Below are 23,226 nucleotides of genomic sequence, written 5' to 3' on the forward strand. Positions count from 1 at the left end.
ATAAGTCCACAGAATACATCTCCCCACCCTCCGCTCATCAGCTTCAGGTGTCAGATTGCGGAATTTTACTCCGCGACGGTCAGATCATCAGACCGTTTCTGTGGGCATTTTGTCTCCGGGATTCACACAGAACCGGGTTGCCGAGCTCGGCGCTTTCATAGGCCGGGAAATAGAAGAAATCGACATCCTCGCCCACGTTGGTGCCATCGGGGAAAAACGCCGGGATGAACGACGCTTGTCGGTGCATCATGCATTGCGGCGGTGCTGAAAACAGACCTAGCGGGCTGTCGCGGAAATCTGTCGCGGCCACCGCGCTTGCACCGCCGCTGACAAAGGCATCATTGCGCGCGAACCAGCCAAATTCCTCGATCGCGGCCACGATGCGCGGATCGTCAAACGCGATCTGGTTTGTGACCCAGTCGTCATAGACTTCGGGCGGTTGCGTACGCAACAGCAGATCTTCGACCCAGTCGGTCGCGGGCCAGCCCGTCGCTGCACCGGACCCGATGCCTATGCACCACGGCGTCACGTCATCGGCCACCATCTGTTCGGTCAGGGCGCGCAGGCCTTCCATGCTGTCGGGAACGTCGTAGCCCAGATCCTCGAAATTCTCAGGAACATACCAAACCAACGATTTGACGTTCACGTTATACGAAAACCCGTAAAACCCGGACGCGCCTTCGCAACTACCCAAGGCGGTCCAGGACGGCCCCGCGGCGTATGTGGCACTCATCCAATCCGCTGTGTTCGCGCCCAGATCGACAAGCTGTCCCCGGCGTGCAAGGTCCACATCAGCCCCGGTTGTGGGAACACGGCCAGATTGGGGGGGGATCCCGCCTCAACATCAATCATGATCTGCTGCTCGAATGCGTCAGAGCCGTTGACCTGCACAGTGGCACCGGTCGCGCGCTCGAAATAGCCAAGCACTGCGGCAGCTGCTTCGGCATCCGGTCCCAGCCATGGCGAGGCGAGCGTCACCTCTTGCCCGGCATACTCATGTTCGGCGGCAAAGGCGTCGTAGCTTTCCCATGAAAACGGCCCGTCACCTGGCGTAAAGGGCAACTGTGTTTGCGCCGACGCGGGTAGCGCGGCGGCGAGAACAATTAAAGCAAGTGCTGAACGTCTTGGGGTCATCGCGGTTTCTCCTCCCGTGTGAATGCGCGGGTGCGCAGTAGAAGGCGAAGCGTAGCGTGGCGCTTGTTATTATTGAAATACGATGTATCCTTCTTAATATAGATTTAACTTATGGGATGGTGCCAATGGACCGACGGCTTCGCCAGTTTCTTGCCGTGGCCGAAGCAGGCAATGTTTCCGCGGCGGCGGACGCGATGAATGTCTCGCAGCCCACGGTGTCTGTGAATATTCGCAAGTTGGAAGAAATTCACGGCGTGCCCTTGTTCGAGCGCAGCTCACGGGGCGTGGTGCTGACCGAGTATGGTCAGATCCTATATGAACACGCCCGTGTTATGGCGCGGCTCAACTCTCATGCCAATGCCGAAATTCAGGCGCGCAAATTGGCAGATCGTCCGGCTTTGAAAATTGGCTGCGGTCATGCGTGGTGGCCGCTTTTCGTTCGCAAGGCTGTCGGCGATTTCAGAAAAGAGAACACCGACACGATTGTGCATGTCGAGATTTGTAGTAGTTTCGATGGCCTTCGACATCTGATGTCGGGCGATGTTCAGTGCTTTATTGGTTCACGCGTAGTGGGAATCAGCGAAGGTCTTGCCTTTTCCTTTGAGCGCCTTTTCGATGTCGAGGATGCCTACTTTGTCAGAGCAGGGCACCCGCTTACAAAAGGAAAAGCCCGCAGGCAGGATTTGACACGCTACCCCCGCCTCGATGTAGCGCCACTTGTGAACCGGCATCTTGGGATCATTAATGCGCCGGGCTATGTCGTCGAACCAGACTGGACCCATCCGCTGCGAACGCCCTTGTCGACCAATTCGGTGATGGCTGGTCTCAACCTGTTGCAGGAAAGTGATGCTTATCTGGTCTACCCGGTCGCAGTTGCTCCTGAATTCAGCACGGCTGAGGTGGTTGTTCTTGACGTTGAAGATCGACCGCGCGACCGTATCCAGATCGGGATCTACACGCTCTCTGATTTGAGTATACCCGATGTAATTTTGCCATTCTTGAGAGACTTACGTCAGTGTGATTATTCGAGGCTCATGTCCTTTGACGTCCTGTAATACGACCGCGATTAATCGCTGAGGATGAGAATCTTTGTTCATTGTGCTGTTTTACCTAAGGGTTCTCAATTGTTCGCGGAGCACCGCATAATCCGCGAGCCATTCAGCCATCGCTGCACCTGGGGGCAACGCGGCCAGTTCCGCTGCCACGCGTGTCTGTTCAGCCCGGCTATACGCCACCACGGAGGGACACGCGCTGTGCCCCGTGTTAGAATTCACCCCCGCGCAGGCGTTCAAGCAGATCGTCGCGGTTGCGAGGGCGGCGGCTGGCCGCATCCAGCATCTGACGTTGAATGGCATTTGTGCGCTCCAGTTGGTCCAGCCGTTCGGCGGCGCGGCCAGCGCGTTCGCCCGATCGACGGAGATTGAGAATGAACAACGCTATGGTGAGCGCGCCGAGGGCGAGAGCCGCAGCCCGCCGCGCCCAAGGCCGGGTGAGCAGCCCGACCAAGAGGCTCGCCCACATCAGTGCAGCCCCTTTTTCCAGTCATCGATCCGCGCCCAGACGGCGATGGCAATCCCGCCCAGTGCCAACGCGATAAAGACCCAGCGTAGCGTGTCGAGATATGGCACCAGTGGCAGAACCGCGCCCTGCGCCTCGGCCAGAACCTCTTGGGCAACCTCCACGCCCGCGGCGCCGACGGTCGCCACGCCAGCTGTGCCGGTCCCCCGCAGCGTTCGGCTCTCGGACAGCACCTCCCGCGCGGGCGGGGCCTCGGATGCAAAAGGCACAGCGCGAACCGGAAACCGCTCGCCCCAGCTGCGCGCGGGCCCCAAGTCGATATGGATGAAGCCCGAGCGCGGATAGAAGCCAAAGCCGAGAAACCCGACTTCGCGGGCAGCAGCTTCAAACGCCACCGGATCATGGTTGGCCATCGCAATATCAAACGCCGTGCCGTCCATGTGCTTGGAACGCGGCGCGCCTTTAACGGCTTTGTTGTGCGCGGGCGAGCGATAGGCCGAGCGGAGGATCAGCGGTTTGCCGAGCCGGTCGCGGAGCGCCTGCAGCCTGTCGAGCGCCTCGGGATGAAGCTTTAACTGACCTGTGTCGCGGCAGGCGATCTCAGGAGGCGAGAAGTTCTTCCAGCGCCAAAGGTGGTCGGGCACGTCGCGGAAATGGCGGAAGGTGCGAATGGGGTCAGACATGAGCGTCTCCTGTGGGTGATGGGCATGCGAAATCGCCCTGCGCGCGGGCAGGGCGTTTGGTTTGTGTCGGGAGTTCGGGATCCTCAGCTTGTGAAAATGGCGCTGAGGTCAGTCGCCATCCCGGCGCTGGAAGGCGGCGAAGATCAGGTTGCGCATATCGTGGATATCGCGCTCGATCCGGGCGAGGCGGTCGTGATCGACCTGCCGATCATCGTCGCGGCGCTTCTCGACCCGGGCGCGTTCCTCGACCAGTTCCTGCTCGAGCTTGTGCAAAAGCGCCTCATTGGTGAAGGCTTTGCGCGTCACTGCTGTGGCAAGCCCCGCGATGAAGGTGAACCAGACGCCGATGGCGGCGGTCAGACCGTGATCGCGGAACGCCTGCACGGTTTGCTCGATGAGGGAATTTTGCTGGCTCATCCGATTTTTGCCCCCCAGAAGCTGGTCTGCTCGGCCGCAAAGAACCCGTCATGCGCGCGGAAGGAGCCCTGCACTTCAACCGTGTCGCCTGCGCTCAACGCGGCCATGCTTTGCAGCCAAAGCGCTGTGGCTTCCGAGCGATGCGTGGCGGAGCTCTCACCATAGCTGCCGCGCAGGACGTCTGTGCCATTGATCACCAGCCGCCCGCTCATGCGTGCCGAAGTGCTGGCATTCACCTTGAACATGAGCGTCGCGCCAAAGAGATACGTGCCGTCCACCGGGGCTATGAACTGGTTGTTCGCCGCATCAAACGCGCCCTGATCATTGTACTCGGTGTTGTTGATGCCGATCTTGGTCCAGGCACCGACGCCGACATAGTTGTCGTAGTTCGTATAGCCCTTGAAGCGCGGCAGGTTTGGCTGATCGAGGATGCCAGTGGCGGGGTCGGACCGCAGCGCGTCATAGAAGGTGCTGCCATCGGGCGAGACGGCTAGGCGAAACTGGTCCGACCCGAACAGGCCCAGCAGGGCGCGGGTCGAGAAGCCGGTCTGGAACAGAAACCCCAGATCATTCGCGCTGGCCTCCTTGTTCAGGCTTTGTATCAGGCTGCCCGTCCCACCAGCACCCACGCCCAGCGCGGTCCAGAGCGCGGCATTGATCTGTGCGAGAAACGGATTGTTGGCATCTGCTGTGCCACCGAGCCCGATGCGCGTCAGGTTCTGCAGGGCAGGGGGTGTGGTGCTGATCCAGCCTGCGCCATCATAGACCAGCAGCACGGCGTCATCTTCAACCCATGCGCGCCACCCCACGCGCGGTGGCAGGCGCAACCAGGCCCCATCGGTCCAGAGCGCGATGTTCAGATCCCAGCCCGCCCAGTCGCTGGTGGCGCCTGAGGCCACGATATACCGATCCCCCTCATCGGGGCTGGCCGGGGGTGCTGTCAGATCGCGCGCGAGCACCGCAAGTTGCACCAACCCATCGAGCAAGCGCAGCGCCTCGTTATGGGTGACATGTTTTTGCGCCTGCGCGGCCAGAATATAGGGCAGCAGCAGATTGCCGGTGGTGTCAGACATCAAAGGTCCTTGTGGTTCTGATCAGAAGAAGAGGGTGACCGTCCGCTCCGCCCCGCGCCCGACAAGAGCGGAGAGCTGCGCGATGCGGATCGTGAGACTGTCACTTGGCCCGAGCAGGGTGCCCCAATCGGCGATCTGGTCAGCACCAGAATAGACTGCGCTGGTGGTGCTGGTGCTGAGCGTTCGCTTTACGGTCGTGCCGTCGAGGATATCGACCTCATAGGTCTCATTCTCTTCTGCCAAAGCCACATCACCCGCGTTCCAATTGTCGGCCGCGAGCGAGCGCGACCGCCGCACCCAGCGGATTGTCAGATCGCCGGGGCTCCGCGCTCTGCGCCAAGGCTGGTCGATATGCGCGACCGAGAAAGGCCGTAGCCCGGCACCCTCAGGCGTGAATGCCTGCGCTACATAACTGTCATCACCGGGCGGGCGTGCGGCTGGTCCGATGCGCCAGTTCCAGGGAAGGCCCAGATCAGCCTCAGCGATTGGCAGCGGGGTCAGGCTGTCATCCAGCACCACGACGTGCGCACGCTCGGGCGTAGGATCGCCCATCGCGGCTTCCGTTCCGCGCTGACCGCGCAGCAGCCGCATCAGCCGATAGCGCCCCGGTGCTATTAACTCGGCGACGCCCGCCTGCACGATCTCCCATTGCCCAGCGCCTGTTTCCACCGCCAGCGCATTGGCCCCGCCGAAGAGGGCAATATCCGTCACGCTTTTGAGGCTGCCTGTGAACAGATCGATGATCAGCGCATTGCCCAGATCGAAGCGCGAGCTGGGGCCAGAATAGAAGTCTGCCACCAGCACACCCATCCGCGCCCGCCTGCCGAAGGTGGTCAGCAGCTCAAACCCATCGCTCGCGGGGCTTCGAAACACAGCCAACTCGCCCGGCCATGGCCGCGCATGGCCGGCGATCAGAGGGCGATGCGGCGCAATATCTTCGCGTAGCTGGGGCAAATCCATCAGCAGCACATCCGGTGCCCCGAACACCAAAGGCGTGCTGAGCGTTGCTGGCCGGGGATTGCCGGGTGGCAGATCGTAGTTGGCGCGGTCCTGACGGAGTGCTTCCAGACTGCGAAACGTGGAATCCGCCACCGAGACCAGCCGCATATCGACCTGCCGCCCGTCATGCGCGAGCGCGATCACATCGCAGGGATCGAGGGCCAGACGCGAGGGCGGCAGTCGAAACACAGCCGTTTCGCGGCCCGACCAGGCCTCCATCAGCGCGCGGCGGCAGCGCCGCTCGGCTTCTTCTGGCGGGACAGCCATGGGGAAGCTCTCGAGCGATATGCGCGTTGTGTCCACAGTGATGCGCTGCGCCTCAACTTGCGCCGCGTCATAATCCTCATCCGCGCGCGCCACTTGCCATTTAAGCGCTTGCGGCAGCTCTGTTTCCTGCGCGCGGGTCAGTTCCAGAACGTCACCAGACCCAGCCGCCACCATATCCTCGGCAGATATTACTGCCACTGTCGCACGCCCGCGCATGACAAAGCGGATGACACCGCCGGTCTCGGTGGCATCAAAACTGAAATGCCGCGCGAGCGTGGCGATTGAGCCGCGGGGGGATTCCAGCGCGCCGATCGCGTAGCCCTCGACCGCACCCCAAAGGCCGGAGACATCGATGCGGTACTCGGGCAGCCCCGCGCGCAGGCAGAGATGCCTAACGAGAGCCGCGAGGGATACGGCGCCGAGCCGTCCCGTCAGCCAGTGCCCCAGCCGCCAGTTTGGACCATCGGTCCAGACACCCTCCAGCGCCGGGAAAAACGGGTAGGGCCGTGCATCCCATGTCCAGGCGGCGCAGTCCGGCACATGGACCATCCGGTCGCCATATACCGAGGACATTGGATTGTTGGCCGCGTCGCCCCACCAGAGATAGCTCGCCTCGAGATAGGCCCGCTGAATCGCATCATCGCGCCAGCCGCGGGAGAAATACGGCACAAAGCTTTCAGACGATTTCGGATCGAAAAACACATTGGGCTGGTTCGTGCCGCGATCAACTGCGGGGCAGCCCAGTTCCGTGAACCAGACAGGTTTCGATTCCGGCACCCATGCGGTCGGCGTCCCGCTCTCAGCGCCGCCCGGACGATCAAAGTGCTGTTCTGACCACCAGGCGCGCAGATCCTTGTAGCGAAACACCCATGGTTTGCCTTCTGCCCCGTCCTCAACGGGGGTTCGTACCTGTACCGCACGATCAGCCGCGCTGGCATAGAACCAGTCGAACCCTTCACCGCCTGCGATATGGGATTGCAGATAGGCGCGGTCATGGATCGCAGGCCAGCCGGCTTGCGCGTCTGCATGCTCAAAGCCGTCGCGCCAGTCCGAGAGCGGCATGTAATTGTCGATGCCGATGAAATCGATATTTGCATCGGCCCAGAGCGGATCGAGATGGAAGTACACATCTCCACTGTCGTCCCCCGGCTGGTGGCCGAAATACTCCGACCAGTCAGCCGCACAGCTGATCTTTGTGCCCGCTCCGAGGATGGCGCGGACATCAGCTGCCAGATCGCGAAACGCCTGCACGGCCGGATAGGTCGCCGCGCCAGACCGGATTTGCGTGAGCCCGCGCATCTCGGTGCCGATCAGGAAGGCATCAACGCCGCCTGCCATCGCGCAGAGATGGGCATAGTGTAGGATCATCCGCCGCAGGCCCCAATCTTCAGCAGGGCCGGTCCAGGACACATCCTCGCCCGACACGGCGAAACTCGCGGGTGTCGCGCCGCCGAAGAAGCTCGCGACCTGTGTGGCGGCCGAAGCGGTTTTGTCGGCAGACACGACATATCCTGCGGCAGGCGAACAGGTGATGCGCCCCCTCCATGGAAAGGCAGGCTGGCCAATATCAGTGGCATTGTCCGAATAAGGATCCGGCAGCGTGTTCCCCGGTGGCACATCCATCATCAGGAAGGGATAAAAGGTCACGCGCATGCCGCGGGCCTTCAGCTCCCGGATCGCCTGGACCACCGCGAAATCCGCCGGCGTGCCGCCATAGACGGGCCGATCCTCGCTGTCTCGGCTGACCAGTTCGGCATCTGCCCGCGCGATACCATTCACCGACCAGTCGGCATTGGGCGTGGTCTTCTCGGAAAACTCGACCTTGGGACGGATGGTGCAGTTCCCTGCGCGCAGATCGTCGCCAAACCATGACACGACGAGGCTGACGGCCTCAACCGAGGGCACCATCGCCTGCAACCGATCCAGCGCCACGACGATATCGGCGGTGTCGGCTACCGCATTGGAGTTCTCGGTGCTGCTGGTGCCACCAATGGTGGTGTTCAAAAGCGGGTTGGCGGTGGCAATCCCGCCCTCAACCTTGCGCACGACATCGGTCGCATAGGTGAACTCACCTGCGGACGGAATGAGCGAGACTGCGCGGGTCAGCCCTTCAGCCGTGTCAGAGTCCGCCAGCGGGCGGAACACCTCAAAGGTCAGCTGCGGGATGCGGTTGCCAAAATCGGAAAGCGGCAGTTCTTCGAACACCACATAGGCCGTGCCCCGATAGGCGGGCGTGCTGGCCACGCCCATCTTCGTTGCGATAAAGGGATCGGGTTCCTGTTCTTCGTCACCGGGATACCAGCGCCAGACGAGGGTCGAGAGATCGAGCGGCTTCCCATCGGCCCAGACGCGGCCAATGCCGGTGATCGGGCCCTCGGATAATGCGACCGCGAAACTGGCATAGTACAGATACTCGGTGGTCTGGACCTTTGGCCCGCCGCCTTTGGCCCGCCGCCTTTGCCACCACCCTGGCTGCTCGTCCGCGTCTCCTCTCGAAAATCCGTGGCCCAGATGATATTGCCGCCAATGCGCATGCGCCCGTAGACGCGTGGGATCACCGCGCCTTCGGAGGATGACGTGATGCGCAAGGAATCGAGCCGTGCGCCCTCGATGCGCTGCGCGGGCGCAAGTGAGGACACGAGCCAGCTGTCGACGGCAGATCCGACAGTCGAGCCGATCATGCCGCCGATCACGGTGCCCGACAGCCCGAGGATCGCGCCGCCAAAGCTCGACCCGATCGCCGAGCCGACCGCGCCCAGAACAAGGGTTGCCATAAAAAACTCTCAGGTCTTGGGGAAAAGAAATGCGAAGGCGATGCGCCGCCGCCAGGCTTGTGTCAGCGGCTGCTCGATGACGCCTAGCCGTTCATAGGCGTGGATGAAGCGGTCGGGCGCGGTGCGACTGGTGCGACCAGTCAGGATCCCGACATGCTTGGCGATCGCGCGGGGCATCATCCGGAACAGAAGCAGCGCGCCGGGTGGGGCGTCAGCAGGTGAGACTTCGATCATCATGGCGCGCGCGCCCTCGACCAACACCTCGCGCGGTCCGGTTTCGCCCCAGTCCCGGCTGTAAGGCGGGATGGGGAAGGGTTCCTCTCCGACAACCTCGCGCCAGACGCCGCGCGCGAGGCCGAGGCAGTCGCACCCGACGCCTTTGAGGCTCGCCTGATCATGATAGGGCGTGCCCAGCCAGCCGCGTGCAGCGGTGATAACTATGGAAGGGCCGGCAAAACTCTGCGGGTTCGTCGTGACTGTAGCCCTCACAGCACGCCGCCTTCATGGCCGCCGTCGCGCGCGGCATAGCGCAGAATGGTGTCCTGCCCGGGGATATGCGGAAAGCCCCGGAAATTCGCGACATTGCTGAATTTGGCGCTGCAAGTCTCCACGCGCTTGTCGCAGCCCGCGCGGATCGTGAAGACGTCGCCCTCGACGATAGCGCGCACGGGCGCTTCAAGCAGTGTCAGGACAGCTATACCATCCAGCAGATCATGGGCCAGCACCTCGGCCCGCCGCCCGGCATTGGCACCAGAGGTCCACTCTACGGTGCCAAAAGTAAACCAGCTCGAGGCAAACCCTGACAAACCAGAGCCCGTGAATTCGCGGTCGCGCAGCGGGTCGATGACAGCGCCTGCGCCCTTGTACGCAGGATCCTCCAGATCGACCCCGCAGCGCGCGTCACCAAGGGCTGCATCGCAGCCTGCCTGAAACGTGCGTCCGACCGTCTGGCCCAGAACATGCGCGAGGGAGCGGACTTCGGCCACAAAGGCCATGCGCCCGCGCCGGATTTGACCGACAGCACCCCTTCGCATCAGCACGCGCTGGCTGGTATCCGCCCAGTTGACGCGCCAGAGTTCGACCTCGGCCGCGTCCCAGCGCCCGTCGAGAATATCCGTCTCGGTGATGCGGTCCGACGACAGCACCCCTTCGGCATCCTGCGCGTCAACCGAGAGATCTGATCCCGCGCGAATTTCCGAGGCAGCAAAGCCGCTTTCGGGCTCAAACTCCGTGCCCTCGAACAACAGCGTGCAATCGTGATCGGTGAAGCCGAAGCTGACGCCATCCGCGCGGGTGATGCGCCAGCACCATGCGAGCGTGGTAGTGCCGTCATCGAGATGGGCCTGCAGGGCAGGGTCGAGCTGTTTCATGAATTAACCTTGATTTGGCGCGACAGGCTTGACACATTCTGTTGATGAACTGTGTTCAGTAATAAGGTGCATGAGTATGCGTGATACGTTTCAGGACGGGGCAGGTGAGACTGCGAAACCCGTTTATGATCCCCAAGAAGTGCGGATGGATGTGGTCCGGCTCGACAGCTTTCTGGCCGCTCTGAAAAAAGCCGCGGAAGAGCAGGACCGAAAAGTGGTTCCTTTCCCGGAAAGACGTTCTGACAAAACCTGAGGCAGCGCGCTCATCGCCGGATCTCCAGGAGCGGAATCGATGTGATCGAGCCCAGCCGTTCGACATCGAGCGTGACGTCCAGCGTGTCGCTGTCGAAACGGACGGGCACGTCGAATTCAAACCCGGCAGTGATAGTGACGCCCGCGCCGGGGGCTGTATCGAATGTCACCACACCGGTTGTTGTATCAACCGACCATCCACTGGTCTGTTCAGCACCGCCCAGCGCGACGCGCAGAGAGCCCGCGACAGGCTTGGTGATGGCGCGGGTCCATGTCTGGCTGCTAGAGGAGTAGCGCTTCATCAGCGCAAAGCTGGTGATGCTGCCATTGCCCGTGCCGATAGGCTGGTCGAGCGGGCCGGGTGATTGTGACGGCGCGGAGGATTTGTAATCCGACCAGTCCTTGAAGCGAAACCCGTGCAGCCGGCCATTGCGGGCCTCAAAGAATGCCACGACAGCGGCCAGATCATCGGCTCGCCTTATGCCATAGGCCACATCATAGCGGCGGCGCGAATTGGCCCAGCTCGCATTGCGCTCCTCGTCACCCGAGGCGAGTTCCACAATCTGCGTGCGCCGCTCGGGCCCGCCCCGCGCGCCGCGGCCGATATTGTCGGGGAAGCGCACTTCATGAAACGCCATCTGACCTCTCCATCGTCAGTGCTCTGGCCCCTGCAACCGGTGCCCATTTGCGGGGCCGCACTTACATGCCCCGCCGCCCGAGACTGACTGCGCGTGCGATATCTGCGGCCATCTGCGTGCGCGACTGCCGGAAGCTCTCTGCATCGCGCGCCATGATGGTGACATTGACGGTCATACCACCGTCTCCCGGTGCAGTTCCTCCGCCATAGCCAGCGGCTTCCCGCCGCGAGAGCACCCGTTCTCCCCGCTGCAGGATCGCGGGCACCTCGTCGGGCTTGATCCCCGCCCAACCACCGGAATGCATGCGCGGTGCAGCAGCAAAGGCCATGGCGGGCACCATGCGCGCCGGGGCAGGGCTGCCGACCAGACCGCCGGCATGTAGAATATTGGCGAAGATCCCGCCTGCGCCGCCGAGCACCCCCGAGAGGACACCAGCCAATGGGCCTAGAAGGAACTTTCGCGCGGCGAGCTTGGCGAGGTCTGCGATCATCGAGGTGACCAGATCGCGGAAGTCCAGTTTGCCCTTGCGTACAAAATCCCCGACCGCGCTCTCCGCAGAAGAAAACGCCCCCACGAGCACCTGGCCGATATCAGACCCTATCTCGCGGGCTTTTCTGGCATAATCCGACAGGGACGCTGTGACCGCATCCCAGCCAGTCAGGGCCTGCCCAGCACCAGACGCGGTCTCTGCCCCAGCCTTCTTCCCAGCGGCGCCAGCGCGAACCGCTGCCGCCTCGGCCTGATCCAGCGCATCCGACATGCGTTGCGCACCAGCTGCAGCCACACCCAAAGCGTCTTCGGTTTCGTCACTGGACCCGCGCACTGCCGCCAACAAGGTGGCGACAGCCTCTCGCGCGCCGTTAAAAGCACTGGCGAGAGTTGCATCCGCCCGTGCGCGGAACCCTTCTGCGGATCGCTCGGCGCGCATGATACCTGCGTCAAAGCTCGACACCAAGGCCTGCACGCCCAGCGCATCGATCTGGAAACTGGCCCCGATCACATCGGCGATCCGATTAAAGCCCGGCGCGATCCGGCTCAGGAAATCCGCCCATTTCTGTCCCAGAAACCGCATGAGCCGCAGCCAGAGCGCCTCGATCTCAGCCCCCATCGCGCGGAAGCGGTCGCCAAAAGCGGAGAGCGACGTCCCGATCCCGTCCCAGACGGCCCGCGCCACAGTACCCATCAGCTCCAGCGCGCCGCCAAAGCCACCTGCGCTGGAGACCAGCTTCCCGAATTGATAGACCAGCTCACCCGCACCGACGATCAGCGCGCCGATCCCGGTGCGGATCAGCGCCCCGCGCAGGACGAGCAGAGCGGTGGCCAGCCCGCGCACAGAGAGCGCCGCCGCCGCAACGCCCGCGACCCAGCGCCCAGCCATGAAGGCGACGAATGTGCCTGCGATGCTGACCAGCCGCCCGAGATTGTCGAACAGCCCCCGGATCGCCATGCCGAGTGGGCCAGTGGTGCGCGCGACAGACGCCATGGCATTGGCCACAGCTTCAAGCGCGGGGGCTGCGGCCAAAGCCAGCTGGTTTGAAATCCCGCGCCAGATCAGGCCCAGCCGCGATATGGCGTCATTGGTGCGCTCGATCTGGGCTGCATCCTGATCAGACACGATGACGCCGAAGTCCCGTACGTCCTGCGTGGCCTGGCGTAGCGTCGCGCTGTCGATGCGCCCGAAGACCAGAGAGGCGCGATCGCCGAAAAGCTGTGAGGCAATGGCTGCGCGCTCTGCCTCGGGCACAAACTCCGCGAGCCGCTCCTGAATTGTCGCGATGCGTGCATCGAGCGGCAGGGCTTGCAGATCTTGGGCTGAGAGCTGCAAGCGGCGCAGGGCCTCGACCGCAGGGCCCGTGCCAGAGGCCGCCTGCGATAGCCGCCGCGTCAGCTGGATCGTGGCCTGTTCGACCTGACCCATGGACACGCCTGCCAGATCGCCCGCGCGTTCCAGCACCTGAATGCTCGACACAGTGGTGTCGAGCGAGGCCGCAAGCTTCGCCTGCGCGTCGACGGTCTGCAGGCCTGAGCGGATCATCGCGACGCCGGCTGCGGTGGCCGCCGCAACAGCAGCCGCAGAAGCTACCTTCACCCGGCGCGCAAAGCCGGCGAGTCGCCGGTTCGCCGCCTCCATCTCCTGGCTCAGCCGCCCAAACCCGCGCTTGCCAGCCTCGCCCACACCTTCAAGCGCTGTGCGGACCTTCTCGCCGCCGATCACGGCAAGGCGGACGCTAACGCTTTTCTCTGCCATTTGTCGTTTCCATCTGTTCGCTGAGTTTGATGACCATCACGGCCTCGATGCCGGGCAGGAGTTCGGCCATCGCGAGCGGCGGCACGCCCAGCGCCTGACCAAGTGCCAGTGCCGCACCCATATCCCAGCCGATCACGGCACCGGGGGCGATGCGCAGCTGGCCACCCAGACGGCTGACCAGATCCCAGACCTGCCAGCCTTCGTGGGTGAGGGGACGGTTCAGCCGCGCGGGGCAGTCCGTGCACGACCTTTCGCGGCCTTCGAAGGGCTCGCAACCCGCGCAGTAGCGCGCGCCCCCGCCCAATTCCCAGTCGGCGAGGGCGCAGAGGCGTTTTTTTCCTGTTCCAGCAGCAGACCTTTGGAAACATAGGTCAGCTGGAAGGCTTCAAAAATCGGCCAGATGTCCAGAAGCGCGTCGATGGCCTCGGGGCTGGGGGCGATGGCAATACCATCCGCATCGCCGATGCCCTCCCAATCCAGCACCGCCCGCCGCGCGAGGGCTTTGGCGAAGGCCATGGCGCGGGTCTCATCCGTGGCATCCTCGGGAATGGCCTCGACCTCCGGGTCAGCGCGTGTGGCGACCATCAGCGCGGTGGTCAGTGGGCGCAGCTGCACGCGCACACCGGGGGCGAGGTCATGCCAGCGGGGGGCATTGGTCAGATCGAGGGTCAGCATCAATAGGTCTCCACTGCATTGATAAGGGTTGCGGTGCACATCCGGCCCTCAGTCGGATCCCGCGCGGCTTGCCAGTCGAATGTCGCCTGCACGCCTTGCGGCCCTGAAATCTCGATACGCGGGCGGGGCAGGTAGACCGCGTGGACAGAAAAGGTAAAACTCTCGCCCGAAGGCAGAACATAGGCGAATTCCATCTCGCAGGGATCGCCATCAATGGCCTGCGTCACCAGCGTCTGATCCGCAAAGCGGACTTCGATCCGGCCAGTTAGCGCGGCGATAGAGGGATCAGCCCCATCAATCCGCCCATCTGCGCGGATGGTCTCGATCCGGTCGAGATTATTGGCATAGGTGATCTCGGCTGAGACGACATTGCCAAGAGCAGTCCCGTTGCGCGTGATCGCGCCATTGAAATGGCCGAAGCGTTGTAGATCGAGCGCGGCGGGTGTTCCGGCAGCAGTGGCAGTGCCCACCGCTTCACCTTGCGCGACCAGCCGGGCGGTGGCCGTCAGCAGCCCCGAGCGCTGCATCTGCCATGAGAGCTGATCCAGCACACAGCCGGAATACATGGCAAAGCGTGGGACCTCGGGCATGCCGGTCTCAATGGACATCGAGGGCAGCGTCCAGGCACCCGACTGGAATTCGTGGCTGTAGGGCGCGACTGATCCGGTTGTGACTGGATTGCCAAATGCGGCCTTCAGCCAGAATCCAAATGCCTGCGCGTCTATAGGGATGACCACATCGCCATCTGAGGTCACCGCATCCTTGATCGGAGGCAGCGGATCGCGACCATAGCCAAGCAGCTCGCTGTTCAACAGCGGCTGTTCCGCGCCCAGCGTCGCGCTGGCGAAGGGCATGCGGGTGAAGCCACTCGCGGGCGGCGTGCCATAAGTCGTCTCGAACGCCAGCGCCATCTGCGCCCGCGCGCCTTGCGCTCGTGCCATGGTGTTTCTCCTGTAAGTTCAGGCAGCCAATCTGGTAAAGGCTGCGGGAAACCAAAAAGGGACAGTATCGAATGACGGAAGAATCAAGCGGCCCGTCCGGGTCTGGTGGCCGCTCGCATCTGGCTATTGGCTCGCGTGCCACCGGTGAGCTGTATTTCCCGGGCACAGTCGAGTTGCCGGGGTATGTGAAGGGCAGCGTGGAGGCGGCTGCGATCGTGATCGAGGAGACAGGCGAAATCGAGGGCGAATTGCGCGCCCCAGGCATTGTGATCAAAGGACGTTTCAAGGGCCAGATCAAAGGTGGCACGGTGCAATTGCACACGAGTGCCCGCATTGTCGGGGATATCACCTATGACAGTCTGCGCATCGAAAGCGGCGCACAGGTAGAGGGCAGATGCATCCCGCGCGCAACGCGCGAGGCTCCACAGGTTCAGGACAGCGGATCGTCCGTCGAATAATACAGGATCACCGGTATCACGGCGGCTTTCAGACTTGCTGCGCCCTCGACTAGCAAATCGACGGGACGCGGGGCTTCTGCCTCGACCCAGTCGCAAATCCCACCCAGAGTGCGGTCAGCAGCAATCGCCACGCCGATGCTGGCGCAGAGCGTATCAAACGCCGTATCGCGGTCCGCACCTTGCACAACCGCCTCGATCTCGGCGCGATGCTGGTAGTGGTAGGCCAGCGGCGATAGCGTGACTTCGGGCTCCCCCGGCTCGCCGTCGCGCAGGATGAGCAGGCCGTCGGCAGGGACGCGCTCGGGCAGCACATCGCCGCGCTTGGTGGTGGCGGGTAGAGCCGAGAGGCGTGCGTAGAGCGCACCGAGGATTGCTTCGCGAGGGGTGGGCAAAGTGCGCTCCATTTAATCTTTCGCCCACATTGAGGCAGGCAGCAGCGCAGAAGGCGGCATTGTCGTGTACGGCCCAGAGCTACCCCCGGCCACATCGCCTAGCACTGCATCGAGGCGTCGCCGAACCGGCCGTTCATTTCCCGAGCAGCATTTTCAATCGGCGAATGTCGGCACAGCGGTACAGAGCAGAAGCAGCGCTCTACTTTACATCCAATCCAATAACCCGCCTTCCTGATAACGCCAGAAAACGTAGTAGAGGAAGTTCAATACGTCACTTTTATCTTTGCAGTAACATCGCGCCAGCGCCAGCAGCAGTTTTCGCACCGTCGGAAATAGCCTTCACCCAGTTAGACACATCAAATCGCATCTTTTCTGTCTCGCTAAATTCGACCGGCAGACGCTCTGACAAAAGTTCGTCAAAACTTAAGGACCCTGATCGATCATAATCGAAAGAATGCATTATTGCTCCTGAGGCGATTGGGGCTAACGCAGCTGCGCTGGTGGCCGCTACGACCCTCTGACCCTCCGAGACTTTGGTATCCATGGCAGTACCAATTGAAACACTCGCACGAATTATGCGTGCAATTTCAGCTACTGAAAGTTCGCCATCTCCGCTTACGTCCGCTACCCTAAACAAATTTCCCGGACAACGCGCGACGGCTTCGCGGCAGTCCGAAACGGCGGCATCAAGGTCTTTCAAGACGGCCAAGGCTTCTCCCATGACCAGCGATTGTGGTAGTGGGAGACTTGGGCAGGTTTCGCCTCGATCGATATTGAATGCTTCCGGAACAACTTCTGGCGTCAGTGCGCCAGAGGACAAAGATGCATGCAAAGCCTCTGTTTCCGCCGTTGTATTCGGTTCCGTTTTTGGCCAAGCTTGTTCAAGAAAACCGTCTTTTTCTCGCATTAGCGAAGGTGCAGGGTCATGCTGATCGGTGCGCACATATAGCCAGTCGCTTCCACTGATCGGTGTGATTTCTTGTGAAATAATTTCGATTCCGCCATCGCCTGAATATGCTGCCAGAGTGTGTCCTTGATACTCAATATTGCTGGCATCGTCGCATCCACCAAATCCCCATAGTCCAACTATCGTCTCCTGAGCGTGCGCCGGCACAGATGCCAATACAAGTGTCACACAAGCAATACTTTTAAATAATCGGCTTATAGTCATTTGTAATTCTCCTGTGAATCCGCGTTTCACATTCAAGGCTCGCGTAGAAAGTACCGTTTTGCAAGGCCTCGCCGGGATCACAGATTGGCTTCTTCCATGGCTAGTTTTTGAGCTCCAGTGCTAAGCCATCGGCTTTCGAGCTACCCCCGCTTAACGCGTATTCTGCCTTTGAAAATCTTCCGCTTCGGGGTCGTATCGGTCATGTGCAGTGCAGTGAACTCCCTTGATTTGACACGTTCTGAATGCCCGCTCATGCGAGGCTATCTTGATCTGCCCACGTCGCAGTGAGAGTCCGTTCTCCGCCCATCCACCTCGGTCATGCAGCAAACGCGCACGATTTGCGCTGAAGCTTCAAGCGGCAGAAGGACCGGCACAACAGACATCAGACTTTCCCCTCCACCCATTTCGCCACGATCGCCCCCGGCAAGGCCTCTTGAGCAGCCCGCGCATCCCGCGCCAGATCCAGCCGCTTTGGGAGCCTGACCTGCGGCACGAGCAGAAAGATCGGCACAGTGGTCCGACCGCGCCCGGTCTTTGCGCGCGAGGCGACCGCGCGACCGCGATTGTTCAGCCGCCCTTCGGCGACCAGCAGGCTCGGGCCCGTCCGCCGATAGACAAACCGCAGGCGCAGGCCCGAGCGGCGCTCCCATTCCCCCGGCGTGATGCGCCCACCGCGTGCAGATTTTCCAGCCGCAGGCGTGGGGATCGCCAGCCAGAACCCGTCGCGGGAGCGGATCAGCGGCCCGGTGTCATGCGCACCGATGATCACCAGTGCTTTCGACCAGACCAGAGCGGCGGCGCTCAGGCTGGTTCTGCCCTTGGGATACTGCTCCGAGCGGATCGTGCGCGCGAGCCGCTGACCCAGCCCCGCGCCGGTGATCTGCCCGCGCCAGGCGGTTTTGAGACTGGTCCCTGCCTCGCGCGTGGCTGTGGTAACGGCCCGTTCACCGGCTTTGATCTCTGCCGCCATCATCGCCGCCAGATCAGGCGTGATATCCAGCTTTAGTTTCATGCGGGCCTCAGATCTACGGTCCAGACCAACCGCTCGCGATCCCGCATGGGCTCCCCCTGAATATTGAACGCCTCGCCGTCGATCTCGATCCGGTCGCCCGGGCGCGGGTTGGGGACCTCGGCCACCCGCAGATCAACCCGGGTGGTTTCCGACCAGAGCCGCGCATCGCCAAAGCTGGTCACGTCATCCGCGCGGCGCATGACCACACGGATGAGCTGGGGCGCGCCACCGCCCGCAATGTATGTCGCCTCAATGGAGATATTCGGATCGGCAAAGAGATTGTCGATGGCGGCGGTGAAGACCGACATTCTGATGTCCTGCCGCTATCAGTTCGAGCTGTGCAGGCGGATCGCGAGGCGCGGGCGCTTGTTCACCGGCAGGATCGAGCTTTCGGTCATCAGATCGATCCAGCGACCCTTCGCGTCCATCATCTGGCGGGCATAGAGCGGCAGGCCCACGGTATTGGCGGTTTCCAGAAGGTTCGCCGGGCCGCCATAGGTGGTGAAGGTGTCAAAGGTCCCGAGCGGAAAGGCGATGCCCTCTCCGCTGGGGATCAGCCGCTCCGAGCTGCCATTCGAAAGGGTGACGGAGCCATTATACTCCTCAAAGAGGATCCCTGCGAAGGGGAACGCGCGGCGCATGTCGTCGCGCAGCGGCTGGCCGCCTGTGGCCGAGTAGAACTTATAGGCGTCCTCGGTCTTGGGGTGGCTGATCAGCTTGTCGAAGAATTCCGAGCTGACCAGCGCATGCGCGGTGGTCATGGTCTCGCCCTGTAGATTGTCCTCGATCCCGCGCAAGGTCGTGCGGACCTTGCCCTGCACATTGGTGCCCGCCGTGCCGAAGACGAAGTCGACCGAGATCTGCGTCAGCCCGAATTCGGTGAAGTAATTGTAGAGCGTGGTGCCGGCACCATCCTTCACGATGCCGCGCAGCGCATTGATCTCCATGTATTCGCGGGTCTGGGCGTGCTTGCGCCGCATCAGCGTCAGCTTGCGGTTCATCACCTCGACCAGCGGATCAGCTGCGTCCGAGACGCCTAGCGCCGGCATGCCCTGAATGTCAGCGGGCAGGATCACATCGTCATGCGGGATCCACGGCAGCGCAAAGCTGCGCATGGAGCGCGCCTCGCGATTGCCGACGGTGGCGGGCGCGCCCAGTGGCACTGAAGGCAGGAGGCTCAGCACCCCTTCGCGCTGTTCAATCACGATCGAGCGCTGGGTCACGCCTTCAAAGCGGAACAGGCCGATCTGGCCGAGGCGGGTGTAGAGGTTGGGCAGGATGTTGATGGCCTGCGTCATCTCGGCGAGCGAATAGCCGCCCGTATCAAACGGGTTGCGGGTGATGGTCATGGGAAACTCCGGGGAAAGAGGGGCAGGAAGAGGACGCGCCGCGCACCAAAACGCGCGCGGATTGCGGGGTCAGGGATTCATGCGATTGCGTGCTGTTTCAGCACCGATCAGGCGGTATCGCGTGCGATGATGCCGAGGCTGGCCAGCTGGCCGATCTTGGTGGTGATCTTGGTGCCGTCATCGACGGTGGCGTCATAGGCGAGGGCTGCGCGCGATACGATGGCAGGCCCGCGCACAATCACCACGCCGATGGCATCGGCCAGTGTGGCATCGACGGGGTAGAGCAGAACGGCGCCTGCGGTTTGGGCGCCGTCGGAGCCGCCGGATGTGGCGAGCTTGTATTTGCCGCTGGCGGTGATTTTGCCCAGAACGGCGCCGACCGGATAGGCGGTACCGGCCAGAAGCGTGACGGTTTCGCGGGTGTAGTTCGGGTTGACCTCGTATTTGAGCAGATCGCCCATCGTGGCGGGTTGCGTAAGCGCGTTCATGGCAGAGTTCCTGTGTCAGGGGTGCAAATGAAGATACCCGCCGATGTGGATCGGTGGGGTGGCAGGGTGTCTTGTCCGGTAGTTGTCAGGTCTCAGCGCCTTGGATCGGCGTAAGAGAAAGGACTGAGCAGCTCAGCCGCGCGGGCTTGCTGCTGCGCGTTTTGCCGCCGCCACGATCGGGCTTTCGCTGGCCTTGGGCAGGATGGGCGAGGGGGCGGCGGCAACCACATCCCGCGCGTCCGACGCATCCGATGCGCGTTGCAGGACCAGCTTGCGCAGGGCTTCCGGGGTGGTGCCCTCGCGCAGCGCGGTTGCCGCGTCGATCACAATTCCGAGGCGGCCCGCCTGAGCTGCGATCTCGGTGATCTCCGCCGCCGTCTCGCGAAACTGCGCCGGAAGCTCGGCCAGATTACTGCGCGATGACGATGGCTGTTCCGGTGCGGATGCAGATGACGGGTGCGAGGGTTTTTGCGGTTGGCTCTCACCGTTTGAGGGGGTAGCCGCTGGCGCAGCGGCGGCGTCCTCCACATCGGTGGTATCGTCATCAGCGGGTGCACTGTCAGTAGAAGAAGCGGTATCGATCGCATCCTGCGTCTGACCATCAATAGCATCCTCTCGCAAAGTTTCATCTTGGTCTGGCGCATGGGCCATGGCGGTCTCCTTTCGGGGTTGGTGGAGTGTGTTTCGGGTCCTCGAAGCGTCAGCGCGGGCGATCGCGGCGGGCGGCCTGCCTGCAATCATCTGCCGAAATGCGGCAAAGCCCTGCGTCAGATCCGTGACCTCGTCGGCAAGACCCGCAGCGACGGCATCCGCGCCGCGATAGGTCGCAGCCTCGGTTGCCATGGCGGCCTCCTCACTCAGCCGACCCGCACGTCCGGCCGCCACAGTTTCCGCAAAGAGAAACCGCAGCACATCGATCTCGCGCTGGATGTCGCCCTGCACCGCGTCGGGCAGGGGCTGATATGGATTGCCATCAACCTTGTGGCGGCCGGAGTGAACCAGCGTGACGCGCACGCCCTCCTGATCAAGCTGCCCGCTCATATCTGCGTGCAGGACCACGACCCCAATGCTGCCCACGGCCCCGGTGCGCGGCAGCAGGATACGGTCGGCCTGGGAGGCCAGAGCATAACCTGCCGAGAAGGCGTGTTCGGCCACAAACGCCCAGACCGGCTTGGTGCCCCGAATGGCACGAATGCGATCTGCAAGGTCAAAAACACCCGCGACCTCGCCGCCAAAACTGTCAATTTCCAATGCGACGCCGCGCACGGCGGGATCATTCGCTGCCGCCTCAATCTGCGCCGCGATCCCCTCATAGCTGGTCTGGCCCGAGGATTGACCAATCCAGCCGCCCCGGTGGATCAGCACGCCGGATATCTCGATCACGGCAATGCCATCGATGAGCGGGTAGGGCGCATCGCCATGCTGGCGGTAGCTATCTGCGAGCCCACCGGCCAGCAAGCTGGCGCGAGCGGGCAGGGCGATTTCGCCGACCGCTCCGCTATTGTCGTCCATCTCAACCCGCCGCCCAAGAATGCGCGGCCCAAGCCCTGACAGAAACGCCATGGCCTTGGAGGGGTCCACCAGCAGCGGCGTGTTGAAGGCGCGCGCGGCAATGCGGGCATGGAGCATCAGGTCTGGTCCTCGTCTGGGCGCGGTCGGTCTTCCGCGTCATCTCTGTCGTCGGTTTCGCTAGGCGTGTCTTCTTCGGGATCTTCATTTGCGTCAGAAACCATCTGCACACCCTGCGCGGGCGACCCCGGCCGACGGAAATCCAGACCCAGCGTCCGCTCGCGTTCCCGCTCCGCCGCAATCTCGCGATCGACTTGCTCGGCGTCATAGCCGCGCTCAGCGATGGCCTGCGTGCGCGACTTGAGCCCGGCCTCGATCTGGGCGATCTCGGCATTGGCGTCTTTCAGCGGATCAACCCAGTCCCATTTGGTGGGCAGCCAGTCGGCAGTGAGAAGCCGCGCGCGGTTGGCCTCATAACGGGGCAGGGTGAGCGCACCCGACAGGACAGCCGCATCCATCCAGCGGGCATAGACGGGGCGGCAGAGTTGAAACACCATGACCGCATGCTGCCAGGCGGAGACGCGGCGGCGGAATTCGATCAGGGCCAGACGTGAGTTCGAGAAGTTCCCCTTCACCATGTCATTGGCGAGGTAAGGGTAGGGAATGCCAAGTGCTGCCGAAATCTGCAGCAGCGTCCGGTACTGGAACGGCTCGTAGGTTCCCCCGCTATCAGCGGGCTGGCCCACGGTCACGTCTTCGCCGGGATCCAGCCGCACGATCTGGCCCGGGCTGATCTCAACCCCGTCGGGCATCTCGTCATCTTCGGCCGGTGCGAGCGGGTTCTCGGGCGCGGGCGAGGTCACGAACATCGCATACATCGCCGCGACCTTTTTACGGTCGAGCTCAGCATCATCATACTGATCGAGCAGGAACAGTTTAACGATGGCGGGGGCGAGCTTTGAGACGCCCCGCAACTGCCCGCCCTCGACCGGGTCGATGATGTGGATGACCTCCGACGAAGGGACGCGCACGGTCTCCCCGGAGAGCTCGGGATCCGTACTGTCACCCGGATGGCGGCGCAGGAAGTGATAGGCGACGCGCCGACCAATCCGGTCGAACTCGATCCCTTGGCGGATCGCGTTGCCATTGGCGGCGATGCCCGATTGCTCGAGCGGCAACATCTCCGAGGGCAACATCTGCAACTGCAATGGCACAGTCAGCCCGTCACTCGTCCGCCGCATGCGGATCCGGAAGAACACCTCGCCTGCGATAAACACCTCGCGCGCGGCGCGGCGCTGGAGGCCATAGAAGTCGGTCAGCTCTTCGGCGTCCGCCTCGTCGGTCCAGGCGAGCCACAGGCGTTGCAGCTCTTCCTTGCTGCCAGCATCGCCAATTTTGGAGATCGGCTTGATCCCGTCGCCCACGGTGTTCGCCGCCCAGCTTTCGACCGCATTCACGGCATAGCCGTTGTTGCGCACCAGCCAGCGGGCCCGGGCGGTGATGTCTGGCCCCGCGGCTGCGATCAGCGCGTTGACATGGGCGCGGGTCGCGCGAAACCCGCGCAACCGGCGGTGATGCTGGCCCGCATCAAAACCGCCGATGAAGGCGCCGAGGCGCTGGCGCCAGTTCATTGCGCCGCTCATCACAGGTCTTTCACGGCAAAGGGACGCAACACGCGCCCGGTGCCGCGCTCGAGTTTCGCAATGCGACGTTCGATATCAGCGATCGTCGCCGCCATTTCCGCGTCAGACCCATAGGTGATGCTTTTGCCGTCATAGCTTACCGACCGCGTGCCACTGTAGCGCGCAGCCAGCAGGGCGCTGTGGCGGAGTTTCAATTCTTCGATGGTCATCGGTGG

23 protein-coding genes and 2 pseudogenes are annotated in these 23,226 nt (G+C 62.8%); 3 read left to right on the forward strand and 22 right to left on the reverse strand.

Annotation, left to right across the window (positions count from 1 at the left end):
- Window positions 1-127: 127 nt before the first annotated feature.
- A pseudogene (locus ROE7235_RS14850) lies at window positions 128-1,134 on the reverse strand (ABC transporter substrate-binding protein); the annotation flags it as partial.
- A gap of 125 nt (window positions 1,135-1,259) precedes the next feature.
- On the opposite strand from ROE7235_RS14850, the gene ROE7235_RS14855 reads away from it, so the two are divergent.
- Entirely contained in the window at window positions 1,260-2,189 is a 930-nt protein-coding gene (locus ROE7235_RS14855; protein ID WP_183073528.1) for a LysR family transcriptional regulator, read from the forward strand.
- Between the two features lie 208 nt (window positions 2,190-2,397).
- Here the strand turns inward: ROE7235_RS14855 and ROE7235_RS14860 are convergent, their stop codons facing one another.
- The 7 genes and pseudogenes from ROE7235_RS14860 to ROE7235_RS14890 all read right to left on the reverse strand — a co-directional run bounded on the left by ROE7235_RS14860 (window position 2,398) and on the right by ROE7235_RS14890 (window position 10,235).
- Entirely contained in the window at window positions 2,398-2,655 is a 258-nt protein-coding gene (locus tag ROE7235_RS14860; protein WP_121096291.1) for a hypothetical protein, read from the reverse strand.
- Entirely contained in the window at window positions 2,655-3,335 is a 681-nt protein-coding gene (locus ROE7235_RS14865; protein ID WP_121096292.1) for a YcbK family protein, read from the reverse strand. The genes ROE7235_RS14860 and ROE7235_RS14865 overlap by 1 nt, the downstream gene beginning before the upstream one ends.
- A gap of 108 nt (window positions 3,336-3,443) precedes the next feature.
- Window positions 3,444-3,752 carry a hypothetical protein gene (locus ROE7235_RS14870; protein WP_121096293.1) on the reverse strand — a complete coding sequence of 103 codons (309 nt, stop codon included), beginning with the start codon at window positions 3,750-3,752 and terminating at the stop codon, window positions 3,444-3,446.
- Window positions 3,749-4,825 (reverse strand): DUF2793 domain-containing protein, encoded by a 1,077-nt coding sequence (locus ROE7235_RS14875; RefSeq protein WP_121096294.1) that lies wholly within the window; start codon window positions 4,823-4,825, stop codon window positions 3,749-3,751. The genes ROE7235_RS14870 and ROE7235_RS14875 overlap by 4 nt, the downstream gene beginning before the upstream one ends.
- 21 nt (window positions 4,826-4,846) lie before the next feature.
- Window positions 4,847-8,865 (reverse strand): annotated as a pseudogene (locus ROE7235_RS14880) (baseplate multidomain protein megatron).
- Window positions 8,866-8,874: 9 nt separating this feature from the next.
- Entirely contained in the window at window positions 8,875-9,354 is a 480-nt protein-coding gene (locus ROE7235_RS14885; protein ID WP_245963985.1) for a C40 family peptidase, read from the reverse strand.
- Complete coding sequence (locus tag ROE7235_RS14890) at window positions 9,351-10,235, reverse strand: phage/gene transfer agent baseplate hub protein (protein WP_121096295.1); 885 nt, start codon at window positions 10,233-10,235, stop codon at window positions 9,351-9,353. The genes ROE7235_RS14885 and ROE7235_RS14890 overlap by 4 nt, the downstream gene beginning before the upstream one ends.
- Before the next feature lie 76 nt (window positions 10,236-10,311).
- Between ROE7235_RS14890 and ROE7235_RS20185 the strand changes: the two genes are divergently transcribed.
- A complete protein-coding gene (locus ROE7235_RS20185) occupies window positions 10,312-10,488 on the forward strand; it encodes a hypothetical protein (RefSeq protein ID WP_183073529.1) in 177 nt (58 codons plus the stop codon).
- 10 nt (window positions 10,489-10,498) lie between these two features.
- Here ROE7235_RS20185 and ROE7235_RS14900 read toward each other — a convergent pair whose 3' ends face one another.
- The 5 genes from ROE7235_RS14900 to ROE7235_RS14920 all read right to left on the reverse strand — a co-directional run bounded on the left by ROE7235_RS14900 (window position 10,499) and on the right by ROE7235_RS14920 (window position 14,989).
- A complete protein-coding gene (locus ROE7235_RS14900) occupies window positions 10,499-11,125 on the reverse strand; it encodes a DUF2460 domain-containing protein (RefSeq protein ID WP_121096297.1) in 627 nt (208 codons plus the stop codon).
- Window positions 11,126-11,186: 61 nt separating this feature from the next.
- On the reverse strand, window positions 11,187-13,373 hold the full coding sequence (locus tag ROE7235_RS14905; protein WP_121096298.1) for a phage tail tape measure C-terminal domain-containing protein: 2,187 nt from the start codon (window positions 13,371-13,373) through the stop codon (window positions 11,187-11,189).
- Window positions 13,354-13,494: a DUF7697 family protein gene (locus tag ROE7235_RS20605; RefSeq protein ID WP_245963986.1), complete on the reverse strand. Its 141-nt coding sequence runs from the start codon at window positions 13,492-13,494 to the stop codon at window positions 13,354-13,356. Before ROE7235_RS20605 ends, ROE7235_RS14905 begins: the two co-directional genes overlap by 20 nt.
- Window positions 13,495-13,592: 98 nt before the next feature.
- A complete protein-coding gene (locus tag ROE7235_RS14915) occupies window positions 13,593-14,048 on the reverse strand; it encodes a phage-derived protein YdaY family protein (protein WP_121096299.1) in 456 nt (151 codons plus the stop codon).
- On the reverse strand, window positions 14,048-14,989 hold the full coding sequence (locus ROE7235_RS14920; RefSeq protein WP_121096300.1) for a phage tail tube protein: 942 nt from the start codon (window positions 14,987-14,989) through the stop codon (window positions 14,048-14,050). Before ROE7235_RS14920 ends, ROE7235_RS14915 begins: the two co-directional genes overlap by 1 nt.
- 71 nt (window positions 14,990-15,060) lie before the next feature.
- Between ROE7235_RS14920 and ROE7235_RS14925 the strand changes: the two genes are divergently transcribed.
- The gene (locus tag ROE7235_RS14925) at window positions 15,061-15,447 is read left to right on the forward strand and encodes a bactofilin family protein (RefSeq protein WP_121096301.1); all 387 of its coding nucleotides are present in this window, start codon (window positions 15,061-15,063) and stop codon (window positions 15,445-15,447) included.
- On the opposite strand, the gene ROE7235_RS14930 is transcribed toward ROE7235_RS14925, so the two are convergent.
- The 9 genes from ROE7235_RS14930 to ROE7235_RS14970 all read right to left on the reverse strand — a co-directional run bounded on the left by ROE7235_RS14930 (window position 15,420) and on the right by ROE7235_RS14970 (window position 23,220).
- Window positions 15,420-15,839 (reverse strand): acyl-CoA transferase, encoded by a 420-nt coding sequence (locus ROE7235_RS14930; protein ID WP_121096320.1) that lies wholly within the window; start codon window positions 15,837-15,839, stop codon window positions 15,420-15,422. The genes ROE7235_RS14925 and ROE7235_RS14930 overlap by 28 nt on opposite strands.
- Window positions 15,840-16,116: 277 nt before the next feature.
- Complete coding sequence (locus ROE7235_RS14935; protein ID WP_121096302.1) at window positions 16,117-17,010, reverse strand: penta-EF hand family protein; 894 nt, start codon at window positions 17,008-17,010, stop codon at window positions 16,117-16,119.
- 382 nt (window positions 17,011-17,392) lie between these two features.
- Entirely contained in the window at window positions 17,393-18,022 is a 630-nt protein-coding gene (locus tag ROE7235_RS14940; RefSeq protein WP_121096303.1) for a DUF6441 family protein, read from the reverse strand.
- Window positions 18,019-18,330 (reverse strand): head-tail joining protein, encoded by a 312-nt coding sequence (locus tag ROE7235_RS14945; RefSeq protein WP_121096304.1) that lies wholly within the window; start codon window positions 18,328-18,330, stop codon window positions 18,019-18,021. Before ROE7235_RS14945 ends, ROE7235_RS14940 begins: the two co-directional genes overlap by 4 nt.
- Before the next feature lie 18 nt (window positions 18,331-18,348).
- Entirely contained in the window at window positions 18,349-19,371 is a 1,023-nt protein-coding gene (locus ROE7235_RS14950) for a major capsid protein (protein ID WP_121096305.1), read from the reverse strand.
- A 107-nt stretch (window positions 19,372-19,478) separates the two neighbouring features.
- Window positions 19,479-19,859 (reverse strand): head decoration protein, encoded by a 381-nt coding sequence (locus tag ROE7235_RS14955; RefSeq protein WP_121096306.1) that lies wholly within the window; start codon window positions 19,857-19,859, stop codon window positions 19,479-19,481.
- A 132-nt stretch (window positions 19,860-19,991) separates the two neighbouring features.
- Window positions 19,992-21,488, reverse strand: coding sequence for a S49 family peptidase (locus tag ROE7235_RS14960; protein WP_121096307.1), 1,497 nt, complete (start codon window positions 21,486-21,488; stop codon window positions 19,992-19,994).
- The gene (locus ROE7235_RS14965; RefSeq protein WP_121096321.1) at window positions 21,488-22,999 is read right to left on the reverse strand and encodes a phage portal protein; all 1,512 of its coding nucleotides are present in this window, start codon (window positions 22,997-22,999) and stop codon (window positions 21,488-21,490) included. The genes ROE7235_RS14960 and ROE7235_RS14965 overlap by 1 nt, the downstream gene beginning before the upstream one ends.
- An 11-nt stretch (window positions 23,000-23,010) precedes the next feature.
- On the reverse strand, window positions 23,011-23,220 hold the full coding sequence (locus ROE7235_RS14970; RefSeq protein WP_121096308.1) for a phage head-tail joining protein: 210 nt from the start codon (window positions 23,218-23,220) through the stop codon (window positions 23,011-23,013).
- Window positions 23,221-23,226: the final 6 nt, after the last annotated feature.

The organism is Roseinatronobacter ekhonensis, from assembly GCF_900499075.1.
GTDB lineage: Bacteria > Pseudomonadota > Alphaproteobacteria > Rhodobacterales > Rhodobacteraceae > Roseinatronobacter > Roseinatronobacter ekhonensis.